Origin of the sequence: Microbacterium sp. 22195 (assembly GCF_052056515.1) — a bacterium.
Classification (GTDB): Bacteria; Actinomycetota; Actinomycetes; order Actinomycetales; family Microbacteriaceae; genus Microbacterium.
Window position 1 is genome coordinate 1180933 of the sequence record NZ_JBQEPE010000001.1, and the last position, 14169, is coordinate 1195101.

Below are 14169 nucleotides of genomic sequence, written 5' to 3' on the forward strand. Positions count from 1 at the left end.
CGTGGCATCCTGACAGCTGAACGATCTGGAGGATCACCATGGCCGACGTCGAGAGCTTCACCCTGGACCACACCGCCGTGCAGGCGCCCTACGTGCGCCTGATCGGCGTCGAGCGCGGCCCGAAGGGCGACGCCATCTCGAACTTCGACGTGCGCTTCGTGCAGCCCAACGAGGGCGAGATCCCCACCGCGGGCCTGCACACCATCGAGCACACCATGGCGAGCGTGCTGCGCGACGAGATCGACGGCGTGATCGACTTCTCGCCGTTCGGATGCCGCACCGGCTTCCACCTGATCATGTGGGGCGAGCCGGCAGTGGTCGACGTCGTCGCGGCGGTCCGCGCGGGCCTGGAGTTCATCGCGGGCCCCGCGCAGTGGAGCGACGTGCCCGGCGTCTCGGCGGTGGAGTGCGGCAACTACCGGGACCACAGCCTGCACTCCGCCAAGGAGTGGGCGAAGCGGATCCTGGATCAGGGGATCAGCCAGGACGCCTTCCAGCGCGTCGGAGTCTGAGCCCGGATCAGCGCTTCGCGCCGCCGTCGTCGTCGGGCTCGGTCGGTGCGTCCGTCTCGGCGGGCGCATCCGCGACGAGGGGACCTTCGGATGCCGCGGCGAGCTCGGCATCCAGTTCATCCCGCACCTCTTCGCGGTAGCGGACCCGGCGGATGCGGCGGTTCATGTCCCAGATCAGCAGGATGACGGCCGCGACGACCACGATCACGACGGCGAAGCCGGCGAAACCCGGGGTCACCACCTCGGGCGGGACGGTCGAGGTCGGCGTCGGCATGGGGGTGGTGTCGCCGAACAGGATCATGGGTGCGCCTTTCATCCTCAGGTCGAATAACCTGGGAGTACCAGCCTATCCGCCGATGCGGAACGGCCCGTCCCTCCACCAAGGATCAGGAGACCCGTGACCACCGCACGCGAGCTCGATGAGCGCTATGGTCGCACCGGTCGCCGACGGCTGCCCTGGATCATCGGCGGCGCCGTCGCGGCGCTGCTCGTGGGCGCGTTCGGCTGGATGACCGTGGTGAACGAGATGAGCACCGTGAGCGCCGACGACATGGGCTTCACGCTCAACGACGATCACAGCGTGGACGTCCGCTTCCAGTACACCGCGCCGCGCGGCGCCGACGTCGTGTGCGTGGTGCAGGCCCTCGACGAGGAGTTCGGCATCGTGGGCTGGAAGGTGCTCGAGATCCCGGCCTCGCAGAAGCACACCTCGGCGCTGGACGTGCGCATCCCGACCGTCGCGGCTGCGACGACCGGTTTGGTGAAGTCCTGCTGGGTCGCTTAGACTCGTCCGCAAGACGACCGACGCCCCGGCCCACGCCGGGGCGTCTTGGCATATCCGCCGAGCCGCAGCAGACGGTTCGGAATCCTCAGCCCCTGAAGGGGCCCGCACCGAAGGAGCACGCTGTGTCCACAGACGCTCAGGTACCGTTCCTCACGCAGGAGGCCTACGACCGGCTCGCCGAAGAGCTCGAACGCCTCTCGACCACCGGTCGCGAGGAGATCGCCGCCCGCATCGAGGCCGCCCGTGAAGAGGGCGACCTCAAGGAGAACGGCGGCTACCACGCCGCCAAGGACGAGCAGGGCAAGCAGGAGGCGCGCATCGTCACGCTCCAGCAGCTGCTGAAGACCGCGAAGGTCGGCGAGGCCCCGACCAGCCGCGGCATCGTCGAGCCCGGCACCGTCGTCACCGCGATCGTCGCGGGTGGCGAAGAGGTGTTCCTGCTCGGCAGCCGCGAGATCGCCGTGGGCGCCGACATGGACGTCTACAGCGAGGCCAGCCCGCTCGGACAGGCCATCCTCGGCCTGAAGATCGGCGAGAAGACCAGCTACGAGGCTCCCAACGGCCGCGCGATCTCGGTCGAGATCACCGGAGTGGAGACCTACACCGGCTGACCACGACCCGGCACGGCAGAAGGCGGGATGTCCCTGAGGGGCATCCCGCCTTCTGCGTCTCGGAGTGCGAGAAGGCGCGGATCAGTCCGCCACGATCTCCGGCTCGAATCCCGCCGCACGCAGCGTGTCCAGGGCGAGCTGGGTGTGCTCGGGACCGCGCGTCTCGATCGAGAGCTGCAGGATCATCTCGCTGATCTGAAGGCCGTGGCCGTGCCGGGTGTGCAGCACCTCCATGACGTTCGCGCCGACCTGCGCGAGGATCTCGGAGACCTTCGCGAGCTGGCCCGGACGGTCGGGCAACGGGATGCGCACGGTCGCATAGCGGCCGGAGGCGGCGAGTCCGTGCGAGACCACGCGCTGCAGCAGCATCGGGTCGATGTTGCCGCCGGAGAGGATCGGGACCGTCTTGCCGGTGCCTCTGACCTTTCCCGCGAGGATGGCGGCGACGCCGACAGCTCCGGCCGGCTCGACGACGACCTTGGCGTGCTCGAGCAGCACGAGGAGCGCCCGGGCGATGTCGTCCTCGGTGACCGTGACGACCTCGTCCACGAGCTCCTGGATGATCTCGAAGGGGATGTCGCCGGGTCGGGCGACGAGGATGCCGTCGGCGATCGTGGGGTGCGTGGTGATCTCGACCGGCTCCCCCGCCTGCAGCGACGGCGGCACGGCGGCGGCGTTCTCGGCCTGCACGCCGATGACCCGCACCGTGCGGCCGGCCTCCGCGGCCGCCTGCTTGATGGCGGCGGCGACGCCGGCGATGAGCCCGCCGCCGCCGATGCCCATGATCACGGTGTCGACGTCAGGGACGTCCTGGAAGATCTCGAGCCCGAGGGTGCCCTGGCCGATGATCACGTCGCGGTGGTTGAACGGCGGGATCAGCACGGCCCCGGTGCGCTCGGCGAACTCGGCCGCGAGGCGCAGCGAGGTGGCCACCGTCTCGCCCTCCAGCACCACCTCGGCGCCGTAGCCGCGTGTCGCCAGCAGCTTCGGCACCGGCACGCCCAGCGGCATGAAGATCGTCGCGGGGATCCCGAGGGACTGCGCCGCGAGTGCCACACCCTGCGCGTGGTTGCCGGCGGACGCGGCGACCACGCCGCGCGAGCGCTCCTCTGCCGTGAGCTGGGCGAGACGGTACGTCGCCCCGCGGATCTTGAACGAGCCCGTGCGCTGCAGGTTCTCCATCTTCAGCAGCACCGGCGCCCCGACGATGTCGCTGAGCGCGCGCGACAGCTCGGTCGGCGTGTGCGAGATCACCTCGGACAGGCTCTCGGCTGCGGCTGAGAACTCCGCCAGGCTCGGGACTGCGGTCATCGATTCCTCCTCGCCCGCTCACGCGGGACTGTGCTCCAGATGAGATCGGCGGCGGGCTCCTCACCCGTGCGCCAGGCGCCGGTGCTGATGGTCACCGCCGCCACGTTGATGAAGGCCGCCAGCGGGACGGCGAACAGGGCGCCGGGGATGCGCGCGATCATCGCGCCGCCCGCGACGACCAGCACCACCGCCAGGGGGTGCACCTTGACGGCCGAGCCCATCAGGATGGGCTGCAGGATGTGTCCCTCGAGCTGCTGAACCAGCAGCACGACGCCGAGCATCGCGATGGCGATCCAGATCCCGTTGTAGACCAGCGCGAGGAACACCGCGACCGCACCCGTGACGACGGCGCCGACGATCGGGACGAACGAGCCGAGGAACACCAGCACTGCGACCGGGATGGCCATGGGCACCCCGAGAAGCGCGGCGCCGACGCCGATGCCCACCGCGTCGATCCCGGCGACCAGCATCTGGGTCCGCGCGTAGTTGATGACCGTGTCCCAGCCGTTGCGGGCCGCGGCATCCGCCGCCGGCCGCGCCTTGCGCGGGAAGAGTCGCAGCGTCCACTTCCAGATCCCGCCGCCGTCGGCCAGCAGGCAGATCAGGATGAACAGCGACAGCACCGCCCCGGTGAGCACCTCGGCCGCGGTTCCGGTGACCGCGCCCGCCGTGCTCCAGATCCAGTCCTGCTGGTCCGTGAGCAGCTTCTGCAGCTGCTTGATGTATCCGTCGATGTCGGTCGCGGTGAGATGGAACGGGCTCTCCAGCAGCAGCGTCCGCAGCTGATCGACGGCGAGCTTCGTCTTCGCCTGCACATCCGGCAGCTGATCCCGCACCTGCCAGATGACCAGCCACAGCAGACCCGCGACGATGCCGATGGTTCCGACCAGGCTGACGACGATGGCCAGCCAGCGCGGGAACCGTGCGTGGAGCATGAGCTGGAACGCCGGCCAGAGGAGGGCCGTGATCAGGATCCCGACCATCAGCGGGATGACGAGCGCCTTGAGCAGCATCACCAGCCAGATGAACAGGGCGATGGCCCCCGCGATGACGAGCAGGCGCCACGCATACGCGGCGGTCACCCGCAGCGGTCTGGGCACGGCCTCGTCCGTCTCGGTGGTCACCGTGCGGTCGATCACCGGCGGATAGTGGCGGAACGGATTGCGGAACCTCGGTGTGGGGTTGTCGCTCATTGTGCAATTCTACGTACGCTCCCCGGGAGCGCCCGCTCCGTGTCGGAGGGCCCGGATAGCCTGAACGGGTGACGTCGACGACCACCTCCCTCAGCGCCGGAGAGGCGCGCCGGATCACCCTCGCCGCGCAGGGCTTCTCCCGACGCATGCCGGATGCCGTGGCATCCCGCCACCTGCACCGGGCCATGGATCGCCTGGGCGTGCTGCAGATCGACTCCGTGAACGTGTTCGCGCGCTCGCACTACATGCCGATGTTCTCGCGGCTGGGCTCCTACGACACGGCGCTGCTCGATCGGTCGTTCCTCTCCCGCACGACGCACTACGTCGAGTACCTCGCGCACGAGGCCGCCTTCATGCCCGTCGAGGACTGGGCTCTCTGGGACTTCCGGATGCGGGCCTGGCGCGACCGGGCATCCCGACCGGACAGCTGGATGAGCGCGAACGCCCGCACGCTCGACTGGGTGCGGGCCGAGCTGCGCGATCGGGGGCCGCTGCGGCCGGCGGATCTGCGCGACGATGCGCCGCGCGAGCGCGGGCCCTGGTGGGACTGGGATGCCGCGAAGTCGGCTCTCGAGCACCTCTGGCGCTGTGGCGAGGTGGCGATCGCCGGACGGATCGGGTTCGAGCGGCGCTACGGCCTGGCCGAGCAGATCGTGCCCGCGAACGTGCTGGCGGCCCCGGTGGCCGAGCAGGACGCCGTGCGGGAACTGGTGCGCCGCGCCGCGCGCTCCTACGGGGTCTCGACGGTCGCCGACCTGAACGACTACTACCGGTTCCGGGACCAGTCCGCCGTCCGCGTGGCGGTCGCGGACCTCGTCGATGCCGGCGAGCTGGAGCCGGTGGCCGTGCGGGGCTGGGATCGCGGCGGGAGGGCGGTGTCCGCCTGGCGGCACCGCGACGCCGCGCTCCCCCGCCGCATCGACCGCGCGGCTCTGCTGACGCCGTTCGACCCGGTGGTGTGGTTCCGTGACCGTGCCCTGCGCGTGTTCGACTTCGACTATCGGATCGAGATCTACGTCCCCGCGCACAAGCGGCGCTACGGGTACTACTCGCTGCCTGTGCTGGTCGGCGACAGGATCGTCGCGCGCACCGACCTGAAGGCGGATCGTGCGGCATCCGTGCTGCGCGTGCAGTCGGCGTGGTGGGAGCCGCAGGCGCGGCCGGAGACCGACGCCCCGCGGATCGCCGAGGAGCTCGTCAGAGCGGCCGCCTGGCAGGGCCTGGAGCGCATCAGCGTGTCGGGGTGGGGTGACGCGACGGATGCCGTTGCGCGGGCGCTGCACGGCGGCGAGGCGCCCCTCGACCGCCACGCCCACCCGAGGGAATGAGAAAGGCCCCGCCGGAGCGGGGCCTTTTCCGTCAGAACTGCACGCGGGGCGGTTCCGAGATCGCGTTGCCGTCGGCGACCTCGAAGAACTCGCGCTCGGTGAAGCCGAGGCCGCGGGCGAACATGTTGTTGGGGAACACCTTGATCTTGGTGTTCAGCTCGCGCACGCCGCCGTTGTAGAAGCGACGGGCCGCCTGGATCTTGTCCTCGGTGTCGACCAGCGAGTGCTGCAGCTGCAGGTAGTTCTGGCTGGCCTGAAGCTGCGGGTAGGCCTCGGCAACCGCGAACAGGCTGCGCAGCGCCTGCTGGAGGTGCCCCTCGGCGACTCCCGCCTCAGCGGGGCCCGTCGCGGAGAGCGTCTCGGCACGTGCCCGGGTGACGCCCTCGAACACGGACTTCTCATGGGCGGCGTAGCCGCGCACGGTCTCGATGAGGTTCGGGATCAGGTCGGCTCGGCGCTTGAGCTGCACGGTGATGCCGCTCCACGCCTCGTCCACGCGCACGTTCAGCTGCACGAGCGAGTTGTAGGTCGACCACAGATAAATCCCGATGAGCACGACGATGCCCACGACGATCAGTACCGGCCACAGCCATTCCATGGATGCCCCCTCTTGGATCTTGATCCATCCTATGTGCGCGACACTGCGCATCGGCTGGACGACAGGCGGTTCTCAGGCTCCGAGAATGCGCTCGAGATGCCTGTTGCCGAACACGCGCTTCGGGTCGAGGCGGTCGCGCAGGGCGATGAAGTCGTCGAAGCGCGGATACCGCTCCCGCAGCTGCTCGGCATCCAGGCTGTGCAGCTTGCCCCAGTGCGGGCGTCCGCCGTGCCGGAGCATGATCTGCTCGACCGCGTCGAAGTAGGGGCGCGGATCGGTGCGCCAGTAGCGGTGCACGGCGATGTACGCGCTGTCGCGCCCCGAGGCGGTGGACATCCACAGATCGTCGGATGCCGCGAAGCGCACCTCCACGGGGAACTCGATCCGCCAGCCGCGGGCGGCGACGAGTGCCCGCACCTCCTCGAAGGCGGGCACGAGGTCCTCGGCGGGGATCGCGTACTCCATCTCGCGGAATCGCACGTTGCGGTGGTGGATGAGCACGCTGTGCGACTCGTCGGAGTACTCGCCGTCGCCGGTGAGCCTGACTGCGAGCCGGTTGAACGGCGGGATGATCGCCGGGACGGCGCGGCTGACCGCGCAGAACGCGCCGAAGACGCCGTTGGTCAGCACGGTCTCGTCGAGCCAGTGCTGCATCGGCGGGATCGGATTCCGCTTCGCGGACTCCGGCAGTCGTGTCTGCGTCTTCTTCAGCGCCACGTCGGTGTGCGGATGCCAGTAGAACTCGAGGTGGTCGGCCGCGGCGGCCTGCTGGTGCACGGTCTCGAGCGTCTCGTCGAGCGGGGCGGGGGCGTCGACGGCGTGCAGCACGAACGCGGGCACGCACTGCAGGGTCACCTCGACGACCACGCCGAGCGCCCCGAGGCCGACGACGGCCCCGGGCAGCAGTTCCTTGTCGTGGGTCTCGTCGATGCGCAGGAACTCTCCGTCGGCCGTGATGAGGGTCAGGCCGCGCACCTGCGTGGCGATCCCGCCGAATTCCGTGCCTGTGCCGTGCGTGCCGGTGGAGATCGCGCCGGCGATGGACTGCCGGTCGATGTCTCCGAGGTTCTCCATGGCGAGGCCGTAGGGGCGCAGCAGCGACGGGATGCGGTGCAGCCGGGTGCCCGCGAGCAGCGTGACGCGTCCTGTGGCCGCATCCGCCGAGACGAGGCCCTGCATGTCGTCCAGCTCCAGCAGCACACCGGGTGCGACCGCGATGCCGGTGAAGCTGTGGCCGGCGCCGACCGCCTTGACCGTGAGGCCCTGGGACGCCGCGGCCTTCACCGCGCGCTGCACGCCCTCGGGCGAGCGCGGGCGTTCCACCCGCACGGGGCGCACGGATGCGGAGCGCCCCCAGTTCTGCCAGGTTCCGCCGGGACGCGTCATAGGAAGGCCTTCCCCTCACCGCGATAGGTGGGCAGTTCGTCGACGACGGAGCCGCCGGCGACGAGGTGGTAGCTCAGGATCCGCTCGGCGGGTTCGCCGCTCTTGGCGTGCCGGAACCAGACCCGGTCGCCGATCTTCAGCTCGCGCGCCGCTTCGCCCTGGAGCGGGGTCTGCACCTCTCCCGCGGCTTCGCGCGGCAGCGTGCGCAGGCGCGGCGGCCAGACGGGTTCCGGTTGGCGGGACTCCACCGCGGGTCCGGAGGCGATCCATCCGCCGCCGAGGACGGTGGCGATGTCCGGGGCGGGTCTGCGCACCACGTCGAACGCGAAGCCCGTGGCCGGCGCAGGTCGGAAGGAGCGGTAGCCGTCGAACAGCCGGCCGGCGAGCAGCCCGCTCCCGGCGGTCGCCTCGGTCAAGGACTCGTCACTGCCGGTGAACTCCAGGGATCCGGTGCCGCCGCCGTTGAGGAACTCGAGCGGGGCGACGCCGAGCATGGCATCCGCGATCTCCGCGCGACGGCGACGCAGCTCAGCCCGCGAGCGGGACTGCATGGCCCTGATCACGGGCGCGTCGGGGCCGGCCGCATCCCCCTGACCCGCGATCTGCGCCTCGTACATCTGCAGTCCGACCAGGCGGAAACCGGGCCGCCGCACGACCTCGCGGGCGAAGCCCGCCACATCCGCCGCGGTGAACAGCGGCGAGCGCCGGACCCCGAGGTGGCCGAGTCCCGGGGCCTTGAACGAGGCGTCGACGTCGATCGCGACGCGCACCTCCGGGCGCCTCCCGGGCGCCGCGATGGAGTCGATCAGGTCGAGGTGCGCGAGGTCGTCGATCATCAGGGTGATGCGCGACGCGAGTCTCTCGTCGGAGAGCAGCGTCGCCAGCCCGGCGCGATCCACCGTCGGGTAGCCGAGCACGACGTCGTCGTGATCCTCGGCGAGCCAGAGCGCCTCGGCGAGAGTGAAGGACAGGATGCCCCGGAATCCCGGGATCGCGAGCACGGCGTCCAGCACGGAGCGCACCCGCACCGACTTGGTGGCGACGCGGATGGGGATGCCTCCGGCGCGCACCAGCAGGTCCATCGCGTTGTGCCTGAGCGCATCTCGCTCGATCACCGCGACGGGCGCGGGAAGGTGCGCTGTGGCCTCGGTGAGGCCGCTCCAGTAGCGCGCGGGATCCTGCCAGGCGAGGTCGCGGGCCGCGCGGCCCTCGTCGGCGGTGGGGCTCAGTTCGGCGGTGAGGTCGAGCACTCCCCCACCCTACGACGTTCCGGAACCCGGAATCAGCATTGTTGACACCCGGTTCAATACTGATCCCGCTCCGTGCACGGGCGCGGCTAGGCTTGCGGCGCGGGCCCCCATAGCCCAACGGCAGAGGCAGGCGTCTTAAACACGCTTCAGTGTCGGTTCGAATCCGACTGGGGGCACGAGGAGGGCCGGTTCGGCCGCCGCTACGATGACCGTCATGAGTGCGACGCCGCAGCTGCCGTCCGACCTTCTCCTGTGGCGGGCGCGTCAGCGTGCCGGCGATCCCCTCCCCTGGGACGACCTGGGCATCCGTTTCCTCGGGGACGACAACCTTCCGCCCCTGCTCGACACCTCGCACCTGGACGAGGACGACCTGGCCGATCCCGGCGTCCGCGCGAACGCGGCCGCGATGGCGGCGACCAGCGCACTGACCGTCTGGGTGGCCGAGGAGGACGGCGGCGCGGTCTTCGGCTACTGGGCCGGCCCCGAGGGGCCGCCGGTCCGCGACGGGTTCACCGACGCCGTGGTGATCTCCCTCGACACGGAGGGTCAGTACATGACGCTCCCTGGACGCAGCATCACGGAGGCCCTGTGCGCTCACGCATCCGATTTCGACGACGACGCGTTCGTCGCACTGACGGCTCGCGCGCGGGAGCTGGCCGCGCAGACCGATGCCGAGGCCGCGGCGAACCTGATCCAGGCGGACTCGCTCGCATCGCTCCGGACGCAGGCGATCGAGGGCCCGGGCCGCTACCGGGACGCCCTCTTCACCGCACTGCGAGCGCAGGAGGGAGCCGACGGCGAGGAAGGCGGCGCGAAGGTCGAAGATGCGGAGCGCCTCACGCCGACGACCGCTCCCTCGCTCGCGGAGCTCCCGCCGGATCTCGTACGGTGGCGGGAGCGCGCAGCGGCCGGGGAGACCTCGCCATGGGATCGCTTCGGCGTGCGATTCCTCGCCGACGGCGAACTGCCCGGAGAGGTCGCGAGAGCCGAGGCCGCGGCGGCCGAGAGCGGCAGCGAGATCGACCGGGTGGACGCAGCGGCCACGCGACTCACGGCAGAGCGCGCGACCTGGGTGGTCGAGGCCGAGGACGGCAGGGCCCTCGGCTATTGGCACGGATCCGCGGGCACGCCGATCGGCGAGGCGGGGATCATCCTGCTCGAACCGAGCGAGTGGTTCCAGCCCGTGGCGGGCCGCACCCTCACCGACGCGCTGTGCGTGGACTTCGGCGAGTACGAGGACGAGACGATCGTCCCGCTCGTGCGGGAATGCCGCGCGCTCGGCTTCGAGGTGAGCGGAGAGCGGCTGGAGGACTTCCCGGAGAGCGAGGCCGAGACTCCGGGTGCGTTCCGCGTCGCCCGGAAGGAGGAGCTGCGAGCGGCCGCCCGAGCGGAGAAGGCGGATGCCGCAGCAGCGGCGGCTGCCGCCGCGTCCGAGCGGGAGCGGTCCGCGTCGCGATCGACGGCGGTGGTCACGGGTGAGCTGCTCACGGTGATCGCGGCGCTCGGGCACGGAGCGGAGGATGCGGAGGTGCAGGCGGCGCTGGCGCTGTTCGGCCCGCCCTTCGAACGCAGCGAGTTCGCCGTGGGCTCGGTGACCCGCACCTACTACGTCGGTGCGGAGAAGCACGTGGATCTGATCCTGGAGGACGGGATCCTCACCGCCGCCATGATCCGGATCCGGCCCGATGAGGGCCATGGAGCATATGCGCGCCCGACCGCCCTGATCGACGGGGTCGGACCGGACACCACTCGCGCGCAGATCCTCGACCGGTTCGGCGCGCCCGCCTGGACGAACGACCATGCCGACAGGTTCTGGATCGTCGCGAATGCACCGGGAAGAGTGTTCGTGCGCTTCGAGTACGACTCCACGGGCGTGGTGGGGATCTCTGTCGATTCATCCGCGGGATGAGCCCGCGACCGCACCGACCCGGCTCCTTACACTCGACTCATGGCTGAGCGATCCGATCCCGATCCGACCGTGCTTCCGAAGTTCCTCGCCCACCTGGAGCCGCGCGATGCCCGCGCGGCCGGCCTCGCTCGCCGGCTGCTGGATTCCGGCTGGGACGTGGAGTCCCTGTGGGGACCCGTGCAGATGGATGTCTGGGAGCTCACGGTGCGGCGCGACGCGGTCGCGGTGCGCTTCGGCGTCGAACGCGGGATGAGCGACGGAGTCCTGATCGGGCCGGCTGAGAGCGCCTACGACGATCTGGTCCCCCTGAGCTTTGCGGTGCTCGGCTGGGCGCGCGCCAGCGGTGCCGAACTCCCCCTCGATGACCCGGATGAGTTCCGGCCCGACTACGGCGCCTACGGCGCACAGGCGGCGGAGTGGGTGAGAACCGGGGGCCGCGATGCGTTCGCCCGCATCACCGCGGCGCGCAGGCAGTACCTTCTGCGGCGCCATTCGCTCGACCAGAGACTCGGAGACGTCTGGCTCGCCCAGACGAAGGCCTGGGGTGCGGAGCTGCTCGAAGCCGCGGCGGCGCCCCGCGACCCCGCGGGTGCAGACGGCCGTCGCAACGACTCAGCGCAGCTGCACGGCCGGTGACTCAGCTCGCGGTGACGGGCTCGCGGTGCAGCGCGTCGACCATCGGCGCCAGCTCGGGCTGATCTGCCGCCTCGGCGAGGACCCGCTCGAGGGTCGCATCGTGCACGGGCCGCGCGCGGTCGTGAAGCTCCTGGCCCGCGGCGGTCAGTTCGGTATAGATGCCGCGACGGTCGTCCATGCAGAGGATGCGCGTCAGCAGCCCGCGGTCCTCGAGCCTGTTGACGAGACGCGTGGTCGCGCTCGGGCTCAGCGCCGCGGCGCGGGCGAGCTGCTGCATGCGCATGTGCCAGCCATCCTGTCGATTGAGCGCGTCGAGCACGGTGTACTCGACGACCGACAGCCCGACCTCCGCCGTGAGGGCGCGCTCGAGCTCGACCTCGATCATGCCGTGCAGCGCGGCCAGCGTGCGCCAGCCCTGTGCCCTGATCTCGACAGCGTCATCCGCGATGCCCATGGGAGCTCCTCTCAGCGATAGTTGCTTGCGCCGATTACTTGCATGTGCAATCATTATTCCTGCATTCGCAAAATCCAGCGCCTGCAACTACTTGGCAAGTGTAACAGGAGAACCCTCATGCCACTCGGACTCATCGCCCTCGCCATCGGAGCGTTCGGCATCGGTCTCACCGAATTCGTCATCATGGGTCTGCTGCCCGAGGTCGCGACCGACTTCGGCGTCAGCGAGGCGACCGCGGGCTGGCTGATCTCCGGCTACGCTCTGGCCGTCGTGGTCGGCGCACTGCTGCTGACCGCTCTCACCATCCGCCTCCCCCGCAAGCCGCTGCTGCTCGGGCTGGTCGTGCTGTTCATCATCGGCAACGTGCTCACCGCCGTCGCCGACACCTACGCGATCGCCATGGTCGGCCGCATCATCGCCGCGCTCGACCACGGCGCGTTCTTCGGAGTCGGCTCCGTTGTCGCCTCGGGCCTGGTGCGCCCCGAGAAGAAGGCCGGCGCCATCGCCATCATGTTCACGGGGCTCACAGCCGCGAACGTGCTGGGCGTGCCGTTCGGCACGTTCCTCGGCCAGCAGCTCGGCTGGCGGTCCACGTTCTGGGCCATCTCCCTCATCGGCGTCATCGCCTTCATCGGCATCGCCGCCCTCGTCCCCGCACAGCGCGGAGCGCAGCAGCAGGTCAGCCTGCGCGCCGAGCTCGGCGCATTCCGCTCCGGCCAGGTCTGGCTGTCCCTCGCCGTCACCGTGCTCGCCTACGGCGGCATGTTCGGCGCGTTCACCTACATCGCGTACACACTCACCGAGGTCAGCGGATTCGCGTCCGCCTCGGTGCCCTGGCTTCTCGTGCTGTTCGGCGCCGGTCTGGTCGTCGGCAACTGGCTGGGCGGGAAGCTCGCCGACCGCTCGATCGACCGCACGCTGCTCGCCTTCATCGCCGCGCTGGTCGTCGTGCTCGTCTTCTTCGGCTTCACCGCGCAGTGGCAGATCGCCACGATCGCGTCGCTCTTCCTGATGGGCGGGTTCGGCTTCGGAACGGTCCCCGGCCTGCAGAGCCGCATCATGCAGTACGCGGGTCAGGCCCCGACCCTCGCATCCGGCGCCAACATCGGAGCCTTCAACGTCGGCAACGCCCTCGGCGCCTGGGCCGGCGGAATCGGCATCGCGGCGGGCCTCGGCTACACGGCCCCGATCTGGATCGGCGCCGGCATCACCGTGGCCGCCCTCGTCGTGATGGGCATCGCCATGGCCACTGCGAAGGCGCGCAGCGCAGCATCCGTCTCCACCGCCCCTGAACTCGTTCACGCGAACTGACCCACGCCTCGAAAGGAAATCATGTCCATCCCCACGATCACTCTGAACAACGGCATCGAGATGCCGCAGCTCGGCTTCGGCGTCTTCCAGGTGCCCGACGACGAGACCACCGTGGCCGTCGCCGAGGCGCTGCGCGTCGGCTATCGCAGCATCGACACCGCAGCCGTCTACGGCAACGAGGCCGGCGTGGGTCGCGCCATCGCCGAGTCGGGCATCGACCGGTCCGACCTGTTCATCACCTCGAAGGTCTGGAACTCCGACCAGGGCTTCGACGCCACGCTCCGCGCCTATGACGAGGCGCTGGAGAAGCTCGGCCTCGAGCAGCTCGACCTGTACCTGATCCACTGGCCCACGCCGGAGCGCGACCTCTACCTGGACACCTGGCGGGCGCTCGAGCGGATCCACGCCGAGGGGCGCGTACGCGCCATCGGCGTGTCGAACTTCCAGCCCGCGCACCTGGACCGCCTCGTCGCAGCATCCGAGGTCGTGCCCGCGGTCAACCAGGTCGAGCTGCACCCTGCCCTGCAGAACCGCGACGTGATCGCGGCGAACGCACGTCACGGCATCGCGACCGAGGCGTGGAGCCCGCTCGCCCAGGGCGCCGTGCTGCGCGACCCGGCCGTCGTCGCGATCGCCGAGGCGCACGGCGTCTCGGCCGCACAGGCCGTGCTGCGCTGGCACCTGCAGCAGGGCCGCATCGTGATCCCGAAGTCGGTGACCCCCGCGCGCATCGCGGAGAACTTCGACGTGTTCGGCTTCGAGCTCACCGCTGATGAGCTGGATGCGATCGACGCGCTCGAGCGGGACGGCCGCACCGGCCCGCACCCGGACGAGTTCAACGCCGCCTGAGCCACGCCGGTACAGCGAAAGGCCCGGATCCGATCGG

At 70.4% G+C, this 14169-nt stretch carries 15 protein-coding genes and 1 tRNA gene; 9 read left to right on the plus strand and 7 right to left on the minus strand.

Annotated features, from left to right (window positions below; genetic code table 11):
• Nucleotides 1–38: 38 nt before the first annotated feature.
• Nucleotides 39–512 carry an S-ribosylhomocysteine lyase gene (locus tag ACTJJ4_RS05810; protein WP_285634109.1) on the plus strand — a complete coding sequence of 158 codons (474 nt, stop codon included), beginning with the start codon at nucleotides 39–41 and terminating at the stop codon, nucleotides 510–512.
• A 7-nt stretch (nucleotides 513–519) separates the two neighbouring features.
• Here the strand turns inward: ACTJJ4_RS05810 and ACTJJ4_RS05815 are convergent, their stop codons facing one another.
• Nucleotides 520–813 (minus strand): hypothetical protein, encoded by a 294-nt coding sequence (locus ACTJJ4_RS05815; protein ID WP_292701396.1) that lies wholly within the window; start codon nucleotides 811–813, stop codon nucleotides 520–522.
• Between the two features lie 96 nt (nucleotides 814–909).
• Between ACTJJ4_RS05815 and ACTJJ4_RS05820 the strand changes: the two genes are divergently transcribed.
• Entirely contained in the window at nucleotides 910–1296 is a 387-nt protein-coding gene (locus ACTJJ4_RS05820; protein WP_440942407.1) for a DUF4307 domain-containing protein, read from the plus strand.
• A gap of 122 nt (nucleotides 1297–1418) precedes the next feature.
• A complete protein-coding gene (greA, locus tag ACTJJ4_RS05825; RefSeq protein WP_292701391.1) occupies nucleotides 1419–1907 on the plus strand; it encodes a transcription elongation factor GreA in 489 nt (162 codons plus the stop codon).
• Nucleotides 1908–1988: 81 nt separating this feature from the next.
• Here greA and ilvA read toward each other — a convergent pair whose 3' ends face one another.
• Together ilvA and ACTJJ4_RS05835 are read right to left on the minus strand one after the other, a co-directional pair.
• Entirely contained in the window at nucleotides 1989–3218 is a 1230-nt protein-coding gene (ilvA, locus tag ACTJJ4_RS05830) for a threonine ammonia-lyase (protein ID WP_440942408.1), read from the minus strand.
• On the minus strand, nucleotides 3215–4411 hold the full coding sequence (locus tag ACTJJ4_RS05835; protein ID WP_440942409.1) for an AI-2E family transporter: 1197 nt from the start codon (nucleotides 4409–4411) through the stop codon (nucleotides 3215–3217). The genes ilvA and ACTJJ4_RS05835 overlap by 4 nt, the downstream gene beginning before the upstream one ends.
• A 68-nt stretch (nucleotides 4412–4479) precedes the next feature.
• Between ACTJJ4_RS05835 and ACTJJ4_RS05840 the strand changes: the two genes are divergently transcribed.
• Nucleotides 4480–5739 (plus strand): winged helix-turn-helix domain-containing protein, encoded by a 1260-nt coding sequence (locus tag ACTJJ4_RS05840; protein WP_440942410.1) that lies wholly within the window; start codon nucleotides 4480–4482, stop codon nucleotides 5737–5739.
• Between the two features lie 31 nt (nucleotides 5740–5770).
• Here ACTJJ4_RS05840 and ACTJJ4_RS05845 read toward each other — a convergent pair whose 3' ends face one another.
• From ACTJJ4_RS05845 to ACTJJ4_RS05855, 3 genes are all read right to left on the minus strand, one after another.
• Nucleotides 5771–6337, minus strand: a complete 567-nt coding sequence (locus tag ACTJJ4_RS05845) for a LemA family protein (protein WP_292701378.1) — start codon at nucleotides 6335–6337, stop codon at nucleotides 5771–5773.
• Nucleotides 6338–6409: 72 nt separating this feature from the next.
• Nucleotides 6410–7723, minus strand: coding sequence for a D-arabinono-1,4-lactone oxidase (locus tag ACTJJ4_RS05850; protein ID WP_440942411.1), 1314 nt, complete (start codon nucleotides 7721–7723; stop codon nucleotides 6410–6412).
• A complete protein-coding gene (locus tag ACTJJ4_RS05855; protein WP_440942412.1) occupies nucleotides 7720–8973 on the minus strand; it encodes an amino acid deaminase/aldolase in 1254 nt (417 codons plus the stop codon). The genes ACTJJ4_RS05850 and ACTJJ4_RS05855 overlap by 4 nt, the downstream gene beginning before the upstream one ends.
• Nucleotides 8974–9076: 103 nt before the next feature.
• On the opposite strand from ACTJJ4_RS05855, the gene ACTJJ4_RS05860 reads away from it, so the two are divergent.
• From ACTJJ4_RS05860 to ACTJJ4_RS05870, 3 genes are all read left to right on the plus strand, one after another.
• Nucleotides 9077–9149, plus strand: a tRNA-Leu gene (locus ACTJJ4_RS05860).
• Between the two features lie 38 nt (nucleotides 9150–9187).
• Complete coding sequence (locus ACTJJ4_RS05865) at nucleotides 9188–10882, plus strand: hypothetical protein (RefSeq protein WP_440942413.1); 1695 nt, start codon at nucleotides 9188–9190, stop codon at nucleotides 10880–10882.
• Nucleotides 10883–10921: 39 nt separating this feature from the next.
• Nucleotides 10922–11518, plus strand: a complete 597-nt coding sequence (locus tag ACTJJ4_RS05870; protein ID WP_440942414.1) for a hypothetical protein — start codon at nucleotides 10922–10924, stop codon at nucleotides 11516–11518.
• A gap of 1 nt (nucleotide 11519) precedes the next feature.
• Here the strand turns inward: ACTJJ4_RS05870 and ACTJJ4_RS05875 are convergent, their stop codons facing one another.
• Nucleotides 11520–11972 carry a MarR family winged helix-turn-helix transcriptional regulator gene (locus ACTJJ4_RS05875; RefSeq protein ID WP_440942415.1) on the minus strand — a complete coding sequence of 151 codons (453 nt, stop codon included), beginning with the start codon at nucleotides 11970–11972 and terminating at the stop codon, nucleotides 11520–11522.
• 117 nt (nucleotides 11973–12089) lie between these two features.
• Between ACTJJ4_RS05875 and ACTJJ4_RS05880 the strand changes: the two genes are divergently transcribed.
• Both ACTJJ4_RS05880 and ACTJJ4_RS05885 read left to right on the plus strand, forming a co-directional pair.
• Nucleotides 12090–13283: an MFS transporter gene (locus ACTJJ4_RS05880; protein ID WP_440942416.1), complete on the plus strand. Its 1194-nt coding sequence runs from the start codon at nucleotides 12090–12092 to the stop codon at nucleotides 13281–13283.
• 21 nt (nucleotides 13284–13304) lie between these two features.
• Nucleotides 13305–14132, plus strand: a complete 828-nt coding sequence (locus ACTJJ4_RS05885; protein ID WP_440942417.1) for an aldo/keto reductase — start codon at nucleotides 13305–13307, stop codon at nucleotides 14130–14132.
• The last annotated feature ends 37 nt before the right edge of the window (nucleotides 14133–14169 follow it).

Bases quoted from the DNA above. Each gene is read 5' to 3' on its own strand.
- ACTJJ4_RS05865 (WP_440942413.1), top strand. From the start codon at position 9,188: ATGAGTGCGACGCCGCAGCTGCCGTCCGACCTTCTCCTGTGGCGGGCG.
- ACTJJ4_RS05850 (WP_440942411.1), bottom strand. From the start codon at position 7,723: ATGACGCGTCCCGGCGGAACCTGGCAGAACTGGGGGCGCTCCGCATCC.
- ACTJJ4_RS05810 (WP_285634109.1), top strand. From the start codon at position 39: ATGGCCGACGTCGAGAGCTTCACCCTGGACCACACCGCCGTGCAGGCG.
- ACTJJ4_RS05880 (WP_440942416.1), top strand. From the start codon at position 12,090: ATGCCACTCGGACTCATCGCCCTCGCCATCGGAGCGTTCGGCATCGGT.
- ACTJJ4_RS05845 (WP_292701378.1), bottom strand. From the start codon at position 6,337: ATGGAATGGCTGTGGCCGGTACTGATCGTCGTGGGCATCGTCGTGCTC.
- ACTJJ4_RS05870 (WP_440942414.1), top strand. From the start codon at position 10,922: ATGGCTGAGCGATCCGATCCCGATCCGACCGTGCTTCCGAAGTTCCTC.
- ACTJJ4_RS05875 (WP_440942415.1), bottom strand. From the start codon at position 11,972: ATGGGCATCGCGGATGACGCTGTCGAGATCAGGGCACAGGGCTGGCGC.
- ACTJJ4_RS05885 (WP_440942417.1), top strand. From the start codon at position 13,305: ATGTCCATCCCCACGATCACTCTGAACAACGGCATCGAGATGCCGCAG.
- ACTJJ4_RS05815 (WP_292701396.1), bottom strand. From the start codon at position 813: ATGATCCTGTTCGGCGACACCACCCCCATGCCGACGCCGACCTCGACC.
- ACTJJ4_RS05835 (WP_440942409.1), bottom strand. From the start codon at position 4,411: ATGAGCGACAACCCCACACCGAGGTTCCGCAATCCGTTCCGCCACTAT.
- ilvA (WP_440942408.1), bottom strand. From the start codon at position 3,218: ATGACCGCAGTCCCGAGCCTGGCGGAGTTCTCAGCCGCAGCCGAGAGC.